The sequence below is a fragment of the Massilia sp. GER05 genome (genome assembly GCF_052056005.1).
In the GTDB taxonomy this organism is placed as follows: Bacteria; Pseudomonadota; Gammaproteobacteria; order Burkholderiales; family Burkholderiaceae_D; genus Telluria; species Telluria orientalis.
Genome location: NZ_CP178858.1, coordinates 3,939,504 through 3,954,517, shown reverse-complemented (window position 1 = coordinate 3,954,517; position 15,014 = coordinate 3,939,504). Strand labels below are relative to the sequence as shown.

The window sequence follows — 15,014 nt, the reverse complement described above, 5'->3', positions numbered from 1 at the left end:
CGCGACGCGACGACGCCGCCAGCCACGACGGCCAGGGCCAGGACGGCACCGATGGTGGTTTTGGAGGACACGATGACTCTTTACTTTCGATGGGAGGAATTCGAAGACGGTTCGCGGGCGGCGCGGATCGCCGCGACGGACGCATCGACGATGCGCTCGGCGCCGATGCGGCCCAGGTCCGCCGTGGCACGGGTCGGATCGCCATGCACGCCCGCGCCCACGCCGCCGCGCGCGCCAGCCGCGATCTGCGCGGGCCGCACGAGCGCCGGGTCGACGGCCAGCGACAGCGCCGTGTCGGCGAGGCCCGCGTGCGTGCCGATCTCGGCGTCCGTGAAGCCGCGCTGTTTCAGGTCGGCGTTGAACGTGGTCGTGGCGGCATCGTAATAGGCGCCCAGTGCGTGGGCGCGGCAACCGCCGGCGCCGCCGTTGCTTCGATTTACCCGCGCGGCGGCCCTGGCTTCATTCGCCTGGTAGCCGCCGTGGTCGCCCAAAAAGAACACGTCGCGGATGCCATGCTGGCACAGGCTCTTCGCGGTGGCTTCCAGTAGCGCCTCGAACGCGGCGTCCGGGATCGAGATCGTGCCGGCGAAGCGCATGTGCGCGGCCGGCGGCGCGATCGCCCCTTCCGGCACGTAGGCGACGACGGGCGCGACGACGGCGTCGCCGAGTTTGGCGGCGATGCGTCCCGCCAGCACGCGGGCGCGGACGTTGTGCTTGCCGAGGACGATGTGCGGGCCGCTCTGCTCGGTGCCGCCGATGGGCACGAGGGCCGTCGTGGTGCCGGCCGCGATGCGGCCGCGCAGTTCCGGCGACGTCATCTCTTCGAGGTAGACGCCGGGACTTACAGACGAGGCGGCGGACCCTGCGAGAGGCAGGGCCAGGCCGGCGATCGCCAGCGCGCGGCGGACGACCGAAATGTGCAGGTGAAGCATGTGATCCGTGTTCCTGATGCTTTGCAACTATTGTAGAGCATCCTCACGCACGGGACGGAACGCGGACCCCGTATTTTTTATTACCGGAGCATTACCGTTGGTTTATCCGTCACGGCGGCTCGTGCCGCGGTCGGCCGTTGCGGCCGCATCGTCGGGCGTCTGCGCCTTCCCACCCTGGCGGTTGCCCCGATCGACGCCGGGGATTGGTTCCGTGGCGCTGCCGTGGCTGCTCTGCGGCGCGCCCGGTGGGTTCACGTTGCTTTCTGGCGACGCGGCCGGGAAGTTCGTATGGCGGCTGGGATCGCCGCGTTTCTGATCCGTCATGATGTGCTCCTTGGCGTAACGACAATAAACGCCATATGGGACCGCCCCGCATCCCACCCAATCGGACAACACGCCGCCGCCGCGTAGGAGGGGGCTCACGACGCCGCGAGCGTGGCCCGCACCGTTGCGACCCGCTGCGCGACGGGCCCTTCGAGCAGCACGTACGGAACACCCCGCGCCTCCAGCACCCGCGCATACCAGCGGAACTGGCGCGCGCGGAACGCCGCGTCGCGCCGCGTGCCGTCCTGCACGAACGGGAAATCCGGCGCGCACAGGAACGTGTGCGCATACGGCAGCTCGGCCAGGCGCCGCACGGCCGGGTCGACACGGCCGTAACCATCGAGGCTATAGAACACGGTCGTCAGTGCGCTGCCGTCGCAGATCAGCCAGCGCGTGGCGTCGCGCAGCAGCGCGTCTTCGCGCGCCACCTGGCGCTCGGCGATGCGCCGCATGTCGGCGTAGTCCAGCCGCCCGCCTCGCTCCTCCCACAGTTCGCGCCCGACCTCGGGCACCCACACGGTGCCGAGGTCCCGCGCGAGCGCCCGGGCCAGGGTCGTCTTGCCGCTCGATTCGCCGCCCAGCAGGCACACCCGGCGCACGAACGTCGCATACACCTCCGGATGCAGGAAGGCGCGGTGCCGGTGCAGGTCCGCCCGGATGCGCGTGCCGGACACGGGGACCGTCACGCGCGCGCGGTCGACGCACACGTGGCGCACGTCGTGCGGCCGGCGCGCGCGGGCGCCGAAATGCGCCGACAGGGCCGCAGCAAAGCCGTCGCCGTAATCCTCGCTCGTGAACACGGCATCCACGGTCGTCCCGCAGATCGCCGTGCACAGCCAGGCCGTGAATGCGCGGTGCACGTCCGCATGGTCGTCGTTGTGCGGCAGGCGCCGGCGTTCGCGCAGGCCGCGCGTCCGCGACCAGTCGGCCAGCCACGCATCGTCCACGACGAGGCTGCGCACCTGCGGGAACACGGCCTGCAACCACGCAGCGCGCGCCGCGGGACCGTGGCCCGCGAACTCGGGCTTCGTGTAGCTGATCACGAGAACCTCGGCGCAGGCATCGATCGCGCTCTGGATCAGGTGCATGTGGCCCCGGTGCAGCGGCGCGAACTTGCCGACGACGAGGCCGCGTGCAAAGCGCTTGTCGATCGGCTCAGCCATCGTGCGCCCCCGCCAGGTCGGATGTGTACTGCAGCGTCTTGCCGTCCGCATCCAGCAGCTCGACGTCGACCGATGCGCCGAACAGCCGCGCCAGCGCGGCGCGCGCGGCGTCCGCCCACGGCATCCCGCCCGGAGCGAGCCGCAGCACGACGGCGGCGTCGCTCCGCTGGTGCACGTTGAAGTGCGGGAGCGGAAACGGCAGCAGCGCGTGCGTGACGTCGATGTTGTTGATCCACGCGCCGCGCGCAAGATAGCGTACCGGCCGCCGTCCGGACAGTCCGGTGAGCACGGGGCCGGCGGGACCGTGGGCGAGCGCGCCGAAGTCGCCGGTCCGGTAACGCAGCAGGGGCAGGCAGAAATTGAAGCCTCCCGTGACCGCGATCTCGCCCGTGTCGAGGATCTCGACGTAGAGCCGCGGCTGCAGCAGCACGTGGCCGCCGGCGGCCGCATCGAACACGCCGACCGGCCCCACTTCGTTCAGCGAATAGATGTCCAGCACCGGGCAGCCGAAGCGTTCCTCGAGCCGCGCGCGCAGGCCGGGCAGCAGCAGCATCGACACGGAGATCAGCGCCCGCGGCCGCGTCTTCAACGGCAAGGTGAGGTATTCGGCAAACGAGATCGGGTCGCCCGCGACGATTTCCGGCGCGAGCGCGTCGAGGTAGCGGGCGCGGTCGTCCGGATCGCGCCAGTCGTCCGGATGCAGGTTGATCTTGGCGAGGCCCGATTCGTCCATCGCGGGCGACACCGACACATAGGTGAAGCACTGGCGCTGGTAGCCCAGCAGGACGACGCCGACCTGGCCCCGGCCGTACGCCGGCACGATGCCGACGCGGCGCAGCGCGCGCTTGTGGAAGGCGGCGTAGCGCGCGGCCACGACGGGGTGCGACGGGATCAGCAGGGGATGGCCCGTCGTGCCCGTCGTCCGGAAGTGCATCATGCGGTCGAGGGACACGTGGTCGGGCACGAATTGCGCCACGTCGGCGGCGAAATCGGCGCGCGACACGGGCGCGATATCGCCGAAGCGGCGCGGCACCGAGCCAAGCGCGCGGTAATGCGGCACGGTGGCGAACGTCGCGGCCACGAACGGCATCACCCAGTCCGGCAATGTGCCGGGCTCCCAGCCGACGGTCGCCGCCGCCACCTCCGCCTCGTAGGCGCGCTGCGCCGCCACCTCGTGCGCGAGCAGACGGTTGCCGCTGCGGTTGCGGTACACGGGTGCGTGCGGGTGGTCGCGCATGAAGTCGAGCATGCGCCGGCCATGCGCCGTCAGCGTCGGGAAGCGTTCCGCGTCCAGGCCGTCGTCGCTCATTCCCGTGTCCATTTGTCGGCCGATTCCTCGGCGGCCTTGCGCACCAGCGCCTCGCGGATCGCGCGCGCGCGCCGCTCGGCGGCACGGCTCGCGTCGAGCAGGCGGCGGCGCTCCGCGGCGCTGACGGCGGCCAGGCGGTCGGCCGCCTGTTCCGGCGTTTCGCCGTACGGGTGGCGGCCGAGCCGCGCGAGGACCGTGCGCGCCAGTTCCTCGCGCCGCTCGGCATCGTCGACGTAGCGGTGCGCCGGCACGGCCGCCAACTCCCGCGCCACGCCGGCCAGCGCGTCCAGCAGCGCGGGCTGCCCCGGATCGAGCGCGCGCAGGCCGTCGTCGGCCAGCAGCCACGCGATGATGAGGACGAGCGCGAGGCGGTTGCGGTCGGCGCGCACGCTGCCGCCTTCGAAGGGCGCCAGCGCGGCGTGCGGCGCCCGCGCGCCGTGCAGGTACAGCAGGTCGTTCACGACGGCGGCCACCGCGACGCGGCCGCTGCCGGCGATCCGCGGCTCGTCGGTGAACTCGGGCGGCGTCCCGGCAAGACGGCGCACGAGGCTCTCCAGGTCCGGACCTTCCACGCTCACCGCGATCCTCCCCCGCCCGCCGCGTCGGCCCAGCGGCGCCGGCTGAACGCGGCCGCGAACGCGACCAGCTGCGCCATGTCGGCGACGGCATGCACGTCCCAGCGCTGTTCGTCGCGGGCGCGCACGAGCGTCTTCCAGGGGTCCGCATACCTCGACTGCGCCAGCGCCGACGCCAGCGCCGGCCAATCTTCGGGAATGTTCAGGGCCATCGTGCCACCCGCGCGCGCATGGCGCAGCGCCGTCGCCGCGACGTCCCAGCCGCAGTTGCCCCGCTCGTCGTCCGCGAACATCGTGTCGATCCCCGCGTCGGAAATCATCAGGATGTGGGTGGGCCGGCGGCGCGGACCGGCCGCATACGTGTCGCGCAGGCGATGGATCGGGAACGCGGTGGCGCCGCCGAAGCAGCCCGTGATCACGCGCAGCACGGCGTCCGCGTCGCGCACGAAGCCGTTCGTGACCGTCACCTGGTCCGTGCCGCTCCACAGCGTGGCCTGCACGGAGGCGCCCGCGCGCAGCGCCGACAGCGCGACGATGGCGCCGGCCAGCGCGAGATACGACGTCGTCACCTGCGGATCCGGCATCGAGCCCGAGCTGTCGACGTACAGGTCCAGGTCGACGGGCATGGGCGTTTCCTCGGTGCCGGCGTCCGTTTCGATGCCGCGCTGCACCGTCGTCACGCCGGGGATCGGCCGGGGACTCAGCATCAGGCTGTGCAGCCAGTCGATGCGGTCGAACGGCTCGCCGATGTCCCACGGTTCGACGGCGGCGATGCGCGGCTCGCCCGCTTTCGGCGCGCGCCGGCGCGGGAACGGGATCAGGTAAGGTTGCGCGCGTTCGCGGTAGTAGCGCATCGCGATCTCGTGGTCGGTGAGCGCGATGCCGGCGCCCTTCAGGATCGCACCGTATTCGAACGGCTCGCGGGCCTGGCCCGCCACGTGCGCGGGCGGCGCTTCGGCCGGTTCGCCGTCCTCGCCGTCCTCGCCATCATCGCCGGTCACGCGCGGATCGTGCGCCGGGTGCAGCGCCGCATCCGCTTCGCCGTCCTCGACCTCGTGCACGGCGCCGGGCGCGCAGCCGGCCGCCGCGGTCTCCGTGTCGTGCAGCGCGCGCAATGCGGCCAGGCGGCCGGCGTCGTCCGCGATGTACGGCAGCACGAGCGCGGCAAAGCGGCCGGCACCCGTCATCCAGTCGTCCGCGTAGGCGCGCACGAGGCGCGCGCCGAGCCACGCGTCCGCATCGATCGCTTCCGTGACGCTGTCTCCCGCCAGCGTGCCGCGCCCGAGCTGCCACAGGTGCTCGTACAGGCGCATGTAGAACGTCCACATCGGGTTGCGCGGCGTGCCGGCGCGGGCCAGCGCGCGATAGATGTCGGACATGCGCAGGCCGCTCTGGCGCTGCAGCCTGTCGTTGATGCACAGGTCCGTGTACAGGTTCGCGACGAGCGGCGCCTGCTCCTCCAGGCTGGGCAGCCCGCGCCGGATGCGCGCCAGCATGCGCATGTGGTCCGTCGCATTGCCCGGGGCAAGCACGTGGTGGCCGATCTCGTGGGCGAGGATCTCGACGGCGTAATCGTCGAGCCCATACTTGCGCACGGCTTCCAGGTCGATCACGACGCTCTGGTCGGCGAGGCGGATCATCGCGAAGCTGCCGCGCAGTCCCTCCTTCGCCGCCGCGAGCGTGCTGGCGCACAGGCGCGGGTCGTGCAGGTACGTGTAGCGGCTCCACGCGGCCAGCGCCTGCGGCCAGGCGGCGTGCCAGCGCGCCGTCAACTGCTGCGTGCCGGCCGCCATCAGCGCGGCTCCCGGGGCAGCACGCGGATCGCATGCGTGTACGGCGACGTCAGGGCCAGCGTAGGGCCGCTTGCGCACACGGCCAGGCTGTCCGCCGGCAGGTCGGGCGCGATGCGGCGCGCATCGACCCGCACCGCGCCGCCGGGCACCGCCCGGTCGAACTCGCCGGGCGTGGCGGCCAGCAGCACGGCGCCGTACGCATCGGCCAGCAGCAGGTGGCAGCGCTCTCCGGCCCGCACGACGAAACCGTCCGCGCCCGCGCGCACCTCCGGCGGTGCGGCGAACGCGCCGCCGAAGCCCGTGAATCCGCCGACCTCGCGCCCGGCCGTGACGTCGGCGCCGTCGGCCCTCCACCACGGATCGGCGCCGATGCGCGCGCGCAGGTCCGGCCACGCATCGTCATCGCGCGCGCCGAACGCCGCCAGCGCCAGCGCGGCCGGCAGCGCGTCCGCGGCGGCGATGGCGCCGGCCCGGAAATGCGCCGCGCCCGCGCGCCAGGCGGCCACCTGGCCAACGACACGCAATTCGTCCACGGTGGCGGTGCGCGGCGCGAGCGCGGCCAGCTGCGCGATCCAGTCCGCGCCGCGCACGCCCGGCAGCGTGTCCAGGTGGATGGCCGCGTTCGTGAGCATGGCCGGCACCGTGTCCGGATACTTCGCGACGAGGTCCGCGTATCGGGGCAACAGCGTGCGCCACACGGCGGCCGGCGTGTCCGCGCGCGCGGCCGGGCCGACGAGGGCGCGGCCGACGAGTGCCAGCGCGACGTCGACCGCGGCATCCGCGACCGCGCCGGCACGGGCGGGATCGACGGCGCCGACGACGCCGTCGACTTCATCCGCCAGGAAGCGCTGCAGGACGTCGGTGCGGAACGCCGGATAATGCCGCTGCGCGTCGCGCACGCGCTGGTTGAAGGCGTTGCGGCCGGCGGCCAGCGCGGCGGCGAAGGCGGACGAGATCATGCCTGCGCGCGCAGCCAGGCCAGGTAGTTCGTGTAGCGCTGGTGCAGGTATTTCAGTTTCAGCAGGTCGTCGTACAGGTGGCCATACAGCTTGCGGCCCTTGACGCGCTCGCCGATCAGCTTTTCGATGCGCACGAGCCGCGCACGCGTCTCGCGCTCCGACACGCCGTCCAGTCCCTGCGCGAATTCGTGCGCCATCGCCGCGACGGCATCGTTGCGGTCGAGATCGAGGCGCGCGTATTCCGCGCTCGCAAGGTCGAACAGGCGGCGCAGCCAGCTCACGCGGTCGGACCGGTACGGACCATTTTCGGGCAGCGCGAAGAACGGCGCGTCCGGGTCGGGCCGCAGCTTGTCGTGCAGGACGAACGGCAGGATCTGGCGCACGTCGTCCAGCTCCACCTGCGGATTGCCGCGGAACCAGGCGAGCGCCTTGGCGAACAGCAGCAGGGTCATGAGATTGCGCACCGAGAGGCCGTTCAGGGTCTGGCAGCCCAGGTCCTTCATGCGGTCGCGCCCGTTGTCGAGCGCCGCCAGCTCGTGCCACGCGATGCCGGACAGGCGCGCCGTGTCCTTCGTCATGTATTCGAACTGGCCACCGGCCATCTCGGCCAGCTCGAACTGGCTGGCGAAGAATTCCACCCGGCGGCGCACGGCGACCGGCACCTCGACGGCGCGGATCGCGCGGCCCATGCGGTCGACTTCCTCGTCCGTGAACACCAGCTCGCGCGGCATGAGTTCTTCCGGCCGCACGTCTTCCTCGATCCGCACGAGCAGTTCGTCGAGGAAGCGCGGGTTGAACGCGAGGGCCTGCACGACGACGTCGATGCGGTCGCGCAGCGCTTCGATCACTTCATACGTGCCGCCGCCCTGCTCGTCGTTGGCCGTCAGGTACCACGCCGACTCCGGGCATTCGTACACCTGGTTCAGCACTTCCGCATAGTTGTCGCCCATGACGGTGAGCAGCGCGCTCTGCGTGCGCGTGGGGATCCGGTTGTACTCGTCGACGATCTTGACGCGCATGCCCAGCCACGCGCGCCACGCGATGCGGATCTGCGCCATGTCCTGGGCGTTGACGAGATCCGCCGGCAGTGGATTGCCCAGCAGGTCGGCGATGGTCATCTGCGGATGGCCGTGCTGCATGGCGCGCCGCACGTCGCGCACGCTGGCGCCGGACAGCACGCCCATCAGCACCGCGCTGGCCGTCTTGCCGCGCCCCGGGCCGCCGACGAACAGGCATTTGCGGCGCGTGGCGAACGTCAGCAGCGGCAGCAGCACGAAGCTGGAATAGCTCTGCCCCGACGGCAAGGTCAGGGTGCGGCGGCTGTCGCCCACCGTGAACGTCTGCGGCGGGCCCTCGTTGAATTCGATGTCGTAGTGCGGGCTGATGATCGCCTTGTTGACGATCCAGAAGTAGGCCTGGCGCAGCTTCTCGTCCAGCTGCCCCGCCATGTCGTCCGCGCCGCCGGTGCCGCCGTCCGCGGCGACCGGTCCCCGGTACAGGTCGGCGACGTCGAATTCGCGCGGCCGGGACACCGTGCGGGGATGCGTCGGTGCGCGGGAAATCTTGCGGAAAAAGTCGAATGCCACGGGTTCCTCGTCGTTGGTGCGGCTGGGCGCGTCGCAGAATCGTAACGATTTTCTTATGTTATGACAACAAATTGTCGACTATGCAAGGTTTTATGAAATCCTTTTCATTTTTTCAATTTCTCGCTAGGATGCCGTTACATAATTACGTAATACAACAAGGAGACCCATGAGCACCACCGAAATCTTCCTGCTCGCGATGCTGATCATCTTCGTCGTCCCGTACGCCATCTGGCGCCTGGGCCGCACGGATTACGTCGCGCCCCTGGTCATCGTTCAGATCATCATGGGCGTGGTGCTGGGCCCCGGCGTGCTGGGCGCGGCTTTCCCGGAGTACCACAAGTTCGTGTTCAACCCGGACGTCGTAAAGACGCTGAACGGCATCGCCCAGTGGGGCGTGATGCTGTTCGTGATGCTGGCCGGCGTGGAGCTCGACCTGAAGAAGGTCTGGACCTACCGCCGCGAGAGCGCGACGACGGCCGGCCTGGCGCTGGGCACGCCCCTGCTGTTCGGCTGCGCGGCCGCGGCGCTGCTGATGTCGTATCCGGGCTGGATGGGCGCGCGGGCCGCGCCGTGGCAGTTCACGCTGGGCACGGGCATGGCCTGCGCCGTGACCGCGCTGCCGATCCTCGTGCTGCTGATGGAAAAACTCGATTTCCTGCGCCAGCCGATGGGCCAGCGCATCCTGCGCTATGCGAGCCTGGACGACGTCGCGATCTGGGGCGTTCTCGCCATCATCATGCTGGACTTCGAACGCATCGGCCGCCAGCTCGGCTTCCTCGTCGCGTTCACCGTGCTGACGTTCGTGTTCCGCCGCCTGATGGCGCGCCTGGGCCAGACCGACCGCTGGTATGTGGCGATGATCTGGCTGATCGCCTGCGCGTTCGGCGCCGACTGGGCCGGCCTGCACTTCATGGTGGGCGCGTTCCTGGCCGGCGTCGTGATGGACGCGGACTGGTTCGAGCAGGAACACCTCGATGCCCTTTTCAAGAACGTGCTGCTCGCGCTGATGCCCGTGTTCTTCCTCAGCACCGGCCTGCGCACCAAGTGGGACCTCGGCGGCCATGCGGTGTTCTTCGCGGGCGGCCTGCTGCTGTTCGCGTCCGTCGGCGGCAAGCTGGCCGGCGCCCACATCGCCGGCAAGGTCCTGAAATGGAAGGACGGCGAGGCATCCATCATCGGCTGGCTGCTGCAGACGAAGGGCCTCATCGAGATCATCTTCGCCAACATCCTCCTCGACAAGCAGATCATCACGAGCGAAACGTTCACCGCGCTCCTTTTGATGGCCGTCGGCAGTACAATGCTGACCGTCCCGGTCGTGCATCCGAAATTGCATCGCGTGCGGCACCGCGGACTGGTGAATCAGGCCAGTTCCTGATCGGATCGAACGAAGTGGAGTATTCATGGCGCGCAGCGGACTCACGAAATCGCAGGTCAGGGAAGCCCGCGACCGGCTGGTGGCGGAGGGCCGTCATCCCTCCGTCGACGCGGTGCGCCATGCGCTCGGCGACAGCGGCTCCAAGTCGACCATCCACAAATACCTGAAGGAGCTGCGCGCCGAAGACGGCGGCGCGGACGCCGTGCCGGGCATGCGCCGCGAAGACACGGGCCGCGTCCTGCACGCCCTCGTCGACGAAGTGGCCGACCGCCTGCACGCCGGCTTCGACGAGCGCATGCGCCAGTTGCGCGCCGCCCACGACCAGGCCTTGCTCGAGCGCGACCACGAACTGGCGGAACTGCGCAGCACCGTCGCCACCCTGACCGCCCGCGTCAAACAGCTGGAGCTGGAAGCGCAGTTCGGCGCCGACGAGACGCCCCTGCGCCACTGGCAGGACCGCGGCGGCGTGCCGGGCGGCTTCGTCCATTTCGACAACAACCTGCTGAACTCGCGCTCGACCGTGCGCGACATCTCCCCCTTCGACCTGATCCGCGCCGCCGCCCGTTCGTGATCGCCACCGCACGGACGCCCCGCCGCGGACATGCTACAACGTCGCAAACGATAGCCATGGAGAACGAGCGATGCTAAAACTGGACAACATGGACCGTGCGCGGGTCGACCGGCTCGGCGCATTGACGGCGCACGTCGTCGAACACGCGCTGGCCTCGGGCCTCACCTGGGACGAAGCGATCCTCGCCTTCGGGATCGCCGCGAGGGCCATGGCGATGAAGGCGTCCGACCAGGGCGCCGGCACGCCCGAACAATGCGCCGTAGAGGCCGAGCGCCGCCTGAAATCCGGCATGACGCAAAGCGCGGACATGCTGCGCGCATGGCTGGGTTGAGCGCGACCGTCCTGCTGTCGGCACGCGACCTGCGTTCGCCGTTCGGCGGACCGTTCACGTTCGACGTGCACGCGGGCGAATGCATCGCGATCCAGGGACCGTCCGGCGCCGGCAAGAGCGTCCTGCTGCGCATGCTGGCCGACCTCGATCCGCACGACGGTGGCGCCCTGCTGGACGGGCGGCCGGCGTCGTCGATGTCCGCGCCCGACTGGCGCGCCGCCGTCGTCTACCAGGCGGCCGAACCCGCGTGGTGGGAAGCGACGGCCGGCGCGCATTTCGCCGCCGCGGACCGCGACTTCGTCGGCGCCACACTGGCCGCGCTGGGCCTGTCCCCCGCGCTGCTGGACACGGAAATCGAACGCCTGTCGACGGGCGAACGCCAGCGCCTCGCCCTCGTCCGCTCGCTGGCCCGGCGTCCGCGCGTGCTGCTGCTCGACGAACCGACGGCCGCCCTCGATCCCGACGCCGTCGCGCGCGTGGAGGCGCTGCTGCGCGCACGGCTGGCGGCCGGCATGGCGATATTGATCGTCACGCACGCGGGCGAACAGGCGCGCCGCCTCGCGCAGCGCATCTTCCGGCTCGAACAGGGACAGCTGACGACGACATGAACGCGATTCACCTTGGCGCCTGGGATCTGCTTGCCGCCGCTATCCTGATATTGCTGGACGCCGCGCTGTCGCTCGCACTGGGCCTCGGATTGCACCGCCAGATCCTCGTCGCGGCCGTGCGCATGGTGGCGCAGCTGACCATCGTCGGCCTCGTGCTGCGCCACGTGTTCGCCACGAGCTCCGCGGCAGCCACGCTGGCCGTCGTCGTGTTCATGATCGCCGCCGCCGCGCGCGAAGTGGCGACCCGGCCGAAGCAGCGCCTGAAGCGCCACGTGAACTACCGGATCAGCGCCGCCGTCGTGTCCTGCACCGGTGTCGCGACCGTGCTGCTGGCGCTGGCGACGGCCGTGCGCCCGACACCGTGGTACGAACCGCGCTACGCGATCCCGCTGATGGGCATCGTCCTCGGCAGCGTGCTGAACGCCGCCAGCCTCGCGCTGGACGGCATCCTCGATGGCGTCGTGCGCGAGCGCGCCCGCATCGAAGCGCGGCTCGCCCTCGGCACGCCGCTGCGCGAAGCCATCGGCCCGCTCGTGCGCAACGCGACGCGGCGCGGCATGATTCCCGTCGCGAACCAGATGTCGGCCGCCGGCATCATCACCCTTCCCGGCATCATGACGGGCCAGCTGCTCGCGGGCATGGACCCGATCGAGGCCGTCAAATACCAGATCCTGCTGATGTTCCTGCTGGCCGGAGCAAGCGGCCTGGCGTCCGTCGGCGCCGCCATGCTGGCCGTGCGGGCCCTCAGCGACGACCGCCAGCGGCTGCGCGTCGACCGGTTGCGCGCCTAAACCGGACGGGCCACGATCAGGGCCGTGTCGACCGTGAAGCTGCCGTCCTCCCCGATCTGGAAATAATCCCTCACTTCGCTCGCGGCACGCGCGTGCAGCGAGCGGATCGCGGCCACGTGGACGTCGGGCGTGCGCATCCGCGCGATCCACGACGCGAATTCCAGCCGCAGCCTGTACGTGACCACGTCGTCGACCGCGAAGCCGACGGCCGCCAGCGTCGTCTGCCATTCCGCCACCGACGCGTTGCGCACGTGGGATGGATCGCGCAGCAGCTCGAGCGTCTGCAGCCATGTGTCCAGCAATGGCACGCCGGGCGAGACGACGTCCATGAATAACCCGAGACCATCCGGCTTCACGACGCGGCGCATCTGCGCGAGTCCGTCGCGGAACGCGCCCCAGTGGTGCGCGCTGTAGCGGGTGGCGACGATATCGAACGACGCATCGGGACAGGGCAGCGCTTCCGCCGCGCCCTGCTTCGTGACGAGATTGTCCAGGCCGCGCCGGCGCGCTTCCGCGGCGACGGTGTTCAGCATCGCGGCGGACAGGTCGTATGCGACGACCTTGCCCACCTGGCCCGCCATGCGGAACGCCACATGGCCGCCGCCGCAGCCCATGTCCAGCGCGACGGCATCGGGACGGTGGCCGATCAGGTCCGCCATCCGCTCCAGGTCCGCGCCGGCGGCGTGCACGGCGCTGGCGAGATAGGCCTCGGCGCGGGAATCGTATTGTTCGAGGACGGTGGCATCGTGGTTGTGCATGTTGGCTCCTGGGTTTGATCGTTGGCTCATGGTCCACTTATTGTCTGCGAGGCGTTTTCCTGTTACAAGGAGCCTGTTTATCCTGGTATAAAGAGCACCATGACCGGAACGCAACAGCACCAGCGCCAGATGCTCGGCGCCTTCATCCGCGCCCACCGCGCGCGCCTGACGCCCGCCCGGCCCGGCACGCGCCGGCGCACGCCCGGCTTGCGGCGCGAGGAACTCGCGGACGCGGCCGGCCTCGGCGTCACGTGGATCACGTGGCTGGAACAGGGCCGCGACGTGCAGCCTTCCGTCGCCGCGCTGTCGCGGCTGGCCGACGCGCTGCAGCTGTCCGCGGCCGAACGGGCGTCGCTGTTCGACCTCGCCGGCAAGAAGGATCCGCGCGCCCTGCCCGACCACGTCGACGACCTGTCCCCGGCGCTGCTGGCGCTGCCGGGGCTGATGGCCGCGCCGGCCTACCTGCTCGACCATACGTGGACGGCACGATCCTGGAACGATGCCGCCGCCGTGCTGTTCGTCGGCTGGCTGGACGCGGAGGCGCCCGACCGCAACCTGCTCCGCTACGTCTTCCTGCATCCGGCCGCGCGCGAGCTCATCGTGGACTGGGAGACACGGGCCCGGCGGCTGGCGGCGGAATTCCGGGCCGATTTCCACCGGCGGCCGGCGGATGGGGACATGCAGGCGCTGGTTGAACAATTGTGCCGGGACAGCACGCTGTTCGCGCAATGCTGGGACAAGCAGGACGTGCTGCACCGGGAAGGCGGGGAGCGGCGGTTCCGGCATCCCGTCAGGGGGGAACTGGGGTTCGTGCAAACAACGTTGCTGGTGGCGTTGCAGATGGAGATCAAGCTGGTGTGCCTGGCGGCGGGAACCTCTGCCGTCTGAGCCGGTCGATACCTGGATGTTGATCGACGTCTGGGAGACACGCATGGACGGCTATGCCACCGACGCCTTCGACGTTGCCGGCCTGGTGCCCGGCTTCCGCCCTCCGTCGCAGGCTGTACCGGGCCAAAGCGCTGCACAACTGGCCGCGGCCGACGCGCGCATGCGGCACTGGCGCGACCCGGACGACGGTCCGCTGGTTCCCGGCTCGGACCGCCACGGGGACGCCGCGTGCCGCATGTTCCGCGACACCTTCAACCCCTACCGCCCCGCCGTGCTGGACTGGCCCGTGCTGGAACCGGCAGTGCGCGACCGCATCGTCGCGCTGCCGATCTGGGACATCGCGGTCCAGACCGAAGGCAAGGCGCGCCTGCGCATGGCGGCCTACGCCGGCACGCTGCGCGACCCCGCCATGCGCGACGCCCTCGCGCTGAACGCATGGGAAGAGCAGCGCCACAAGGACGTGCTCGCGCGGATGGTGGCGGCGTACGGCATCGACCTCGCGCCCGAACCCGTCCAGCACCCGCCCCGGGATCCGGAATGGGCCTACCTTGTCACCGGCTACAGCGAATGCGTCGACAGCTTTTTCGCCTTTGGCCTGTTCGAGCTGGCGCGGCGTTCCGGCCTGTTCCCGCCGGCGCTCGTCGACACGTTCGAGCCCGTGATGCAGGAAGAGTGCCGGCACATCCTGCTGTTCGCCAACTGGGCCGCCTGGCACCGCGCGCGCCTGTCCTTCCTGCGCCGCGTGCGCTTCGAAACGAAGGTCGCCGCGGTGTGGGCGTTCCTCGCATGGGAGCGGATCGGTTTCGCGCGCGCCATCGACGCGGACGGAGGTGCACGCGCACAGGACAATAATTTCACGCTGCACGGGGCGCAATCCGTGGCGGACGATGGCGTCGGTGTCCGTGACCTGCTCGCGCTATGCCTTGCAGAAAACGACCGGCGCTTTGCGGGCTATGACGAACGGCTGCTGCGTCCCCGCACGGTGCCGCGCCTGGCCCGGCTCGCGCTGCGGCTGTCCAGACCGTTCGATTGGCCACGCTGAGTGCTATGC

At 70.5% G+C, this 15,014-nt stretch carries 16 protein-coding genes; 7 read left to right on the top strand and 9 right to left on the bottom strand.

What is annotated here, in order from left to right; translation table 11 throughout:
• Positions 1-80 precede the first annotated feature (80 nt).
• From ACL58G_RS17645 to ACL58G_RS17610, 8 genes are all read right to left on the bottom strand, one after another.
• Positions 81-932 carry a creatininase family protein gene (locus ACL58G_RS17645; RefSeq protein WP_440962628.1) on the bottom strand — a complete coding sequence of 284 codons (852 nt, stop codon included), beginning with the start codon at positions 930-932 and terminating at the stop codon, positions 81-83.
• A 102-nt stretch (positions 933-1,034) separates the two neighbouring features.
• Positions 1,035-1,256, bottom strand: coding sequence for a hypothetical protein (locus tag ACL58G_RS17640; RefSeq protein WP_440962627.1), 222 nt, complete (start codon positions 1,254-1,256; stop codon positions 1,035-1,037).
• A 95-nt stretch (positions 1,257-1,351) separates the two neighbouring features.
• Positions 1,352-2,419 carry an AAA family ATPase gene (locus tag ACL58G_RS17635; protein WP_440962626.1) on the bottom strand — a complete coding sequence of 356 codons (1,068 nt, stop codon included), beginning with the start codon at positions 2,417-2,419 and terminating at the stop codon, positions 1,352-1,354.
• Positions 2,412-3,728 (bottom strand): capsule biosynthesis protein CapK, encoded by a 1,317-nt coding sequence (locus ACL58G_RS17630; RefSeq protein WP_440962625.1) that lies wholly within the window; start codon positions 3,726-3,728, stop codon positions 2,412-2,414. The genes ACL58G_RS17635 and ACL58G_RS17630 overlap by 8 nt, the downstream gene beginning before the upstream one ends.
• Positions 3,725-4,306: a hypothetical protein gene (locus ACL58G_RS17625; RefSeq protein ID WP_440962624.1), complete on the bottom strand. Its 582-nt coding sequence runs from the start codon at positions 4,304-4,306 to the stop codon at positions 3,725-3,727. The genes ACL58G_RS17630 and ACL58G_RS17625 overlap by 4 nt, the downstream gene beginning before the upstream one ends.
• Positions 4,303-6,096, bottom strand: a complete 1,794-nt coding sequence (locus ACL58G_RS17620) for a VWA domain-containing protein (protein ID WP_440962623.1) — start codon at positions 6,094-6,096, stop codon at positions 4,303-4,305. The genes ACL58G_RS17625 and ACL58G_RS17620 overlap by 4 nt, the downstream gene beginning before the upstream one ends.
• Positions 6,096-7,055, bottom strand: a complete 960-nt coding sequence (locus ACL58G_RS17615; RefSeq protein WP_440962622.1) for a hypothetical protein — start codon at positions 7,053-7,055, stop codon at positions 6,096-6,098. Before ACL58G_RS17615 ends, ACL58G_RS17620 begins: the two co-directional genes overlap by 1 nt.
• Positions 7,052-8,641, bottom strand: a complete 1,590-nt coding sequence (locus ACL58G_RS17610) for an AAA family ATPase (RefSeq protein WP_413385750.1) — start codon at positions 8,639-8,641, stop codon at positions 7,052-7,054. Before ACL58G_RS17610 ends, ACL58G_RS17615 begins: the two co-directional genes overlap by 4 nt.
• A 166-nt stretch (positions 8,642-8,807) precedes the next feature.
• On the opposite strand from ACL58G_RS17610, the gene ACL58G_RS17605 reads away from it, so the two are divergent.
• The 5 genes from ACL58G_RS17605 to ACL58G_RS17585 all read left to right on the top strand — a co-directional run bounded on the left by ACL58G_RS17605 (position 8,808) and on the right by ACL58G_RS17585 (position 12,317).
• On the top strand, positions 8,808-10,016 hold the full coding sequence (locus ACL58G_RS17605; protein WP_413385749.1) for a cation:proton antiporter: 1,209 nt from the start codon (positions 8,808-8,810) through the stop codon (positions 10,014-10,016).
• 25 nt (positions 10,017-10,041) lie between these two features.
• A complete protein-coding gene (locus tag ACL58G_RS17600; protein WP_440962621.1) occupies positions 10,042-10,587 on the top strand; it encodes a DNA-binding protein in 546 nt (181 codons plus the stop codon).
• A gap of 70 nt (positions 10,588-10,657) precedes the next feature.
• Entirely contained in the window at positions 10,658-10,918 is a 261-nt protein-coding gene (locus ACL58G_RS17595) for a hypothetical protein (protein WP_413344194.1), read from the top strand.
• Entirely contained in the window at positions 10,906-11,526 is a 621-nt protein-coding gene (locus ACL58G_RS17590; RefSeq protein WP_440962620.1) for an ABC transporter ATP-binding protein, read from the top strand. Before ACL58G_RS17595 ends, ACL58G_RS17590 begins: the two co-directional genes overlap by 13 nt.
• Positions 11,523-12,317, top strand: a complete 795-nt coding sequence (locus tag ACL58G_RS17585; RefSeq protein ID WP_413385746.1) for an ABC transporter permease — start codon at positions 11,523-11,525, stop codon at positions 12,315-12,317. The genes ACL58G_RS17590 and ACL58G_RS17585 overlap by 4 nt, the downstream gene beginning before the upstream one ends.
• Here the strand turns inward: ACL58G_RS17585 and ACL58G_RS17580 are convergent.
• A complete protein-coding gene (locus ACL58G_RS17580) occupies positions 12,314-13,075 on the bottom strand; it encodes a class I SAM-dependent methyltransferase (RefSeq protein ID WP_440962619.1) in 762 nt (253 codons plus the stop codon). The genes ACL58G_RS17585 and ACL58G_RS17580 overlap by 4 nt on opposite strands.
• A gap of 99 nt (positions 13,076-13,174) precedes the next feature.
• On the opposite strand from ACL58G_RS17580, the gene ACL58G_RS17575 reads away from it, so the two are divergent.
• Together ACL58G_RS17575 and ACL58G_RS17570 are read left to right on the top strand one after the other, a co-directional pair.
• A complete protein-coding gene (locus tag ACL58G_RS17575; RefSeq protein ID WP_440962618.1) occupies positions 13,175-13,963 on the top strand; it encodes a helix-turn-helix transcriptional regulator in 789 nt (262 codons plus the stop codon).
• A 43-nt stretch (positions 13,964-14,006) separates the two neighbouring features.
• Positions 14,007-15,005, top strand: a complete 999-nt coding sequence (locus ACL58G_RS17570; protein WP_440968058.1) for a ferritin-like domain-containing protein — start codon at positions 14,007-14,009, stop codon at positions 15,003-15,005.
• Positions 15,006-15,014 lie beyond the last annotated feature (9 nt).

What these genes read in the sequence shown, in the direction of transcription:
- ACL58G_RS17615 (WP_440962622.1), bottom strand. Translation starts at nt 7,055, where the DNA reads ATGATCTCGTCCGCCTTCGCCGCCGCGCTGGCCGCCGGCCGCAACGCC.
- ACL58G_RS17605 (WP_413385749.1), top strand. Translation starts at nt 8,808, where the DNA reads ATGAGCACCACCGAAATCTTCCTGCTCGCGATGCTGATCATCTTCGTC.
- ACL58G_RS17575 (WP_440962618.1), top strand. Translation starts at nt 13,175, where the DNA reads ATGACCGGAACGCAACAGCACCAGCGCCAGATGCTCGGCGCCTTCATC.
- ACL58G_RS17590 (WP_440962620.1), top strand. Translation starts at nt 10,906, where the DNA reads ATGGCTGGGTTGAGCGCGACCGTCCTGCTGTCGGCACGCGACCTGCGT.
- ACL58G_RS17645 (WP_440962628.1), bottom strand. Translation starts at nt 932, where the DNA reads ATGCTTCACCTGCACATTTCGGTCGTCCGCCGCGCGCTGGCGATCGCC.
- ACL58G_RS17595 (WP_413344194.1), top strand. Translation starts at nt 10,658, where the DNA reads ATGCTAAAACTGGACAACATGGACCGTGCGCGGGTCGACCGGCTCGGC.
- ACL58G_RS17580 (WP_440962619.1), bottom strand. Translation starts at nt 13,075, where the DNA reads ATGCACAACCACGATGCCACCGTCCTCGAACAATACGATTCCCGCGCC.
- ACL58G_RS17620 (WP_440962623.1), bottom strand. Translation starts at nt 6,096, where the DNA reads ATGGCGGCCGGCACGCAGCAGTTGACGGCGCGCTGGCACGCCGCCTGG.
- ACL58G_RS17640 (WP_440962627.1), bottom strand. Translation starts at nt 1,256, where the DNA reads ATGACGGATCAGAAACGCGGCGATCCCAGCCGCCATACGAACTTCCCG.
- ACL58G_RS17570 (WP_440968058.1), top strand. Translation starts at nt 14,007, where the DNA reads ATGGACGGCTATGCCACCGACGCCTTCGACGTTGCCGGCCTGGTGCCC.
- ACL58G_RS17630 (WP_440962625.1), bottom strand. Translation starts at nt 3,728, where the DNA reads ATGAGCGACGACGGCCTGGACGCGGAACGCTTCCCGACGCTGACGGCG.
- ACL58G_RS17600 (WP_440962621.1), top strand. Translation starts at nt 10,042, where the DNA reads ATGGCGCGCAGCGGACTCACGAAATCGCAGGTCAGGGAAGCCCGCGAC.
- ACL58G_RS17635 (WP_440962626.1), bottom strand. Translation starts at nt 2,419, where the DNA reads ATGGCTGAGCCGATCGACAAGCGCTTTGCACGCGGCCTCGTCGTCGGC.
- ACL58G_RS17585 (WP_413385746.1), top strand. Translation starts at nt 11,523, where the DNA reads ATGAACGCGATTCACCTTGGCGCCTGGGATCTGCTTGCCGCCGCTATC.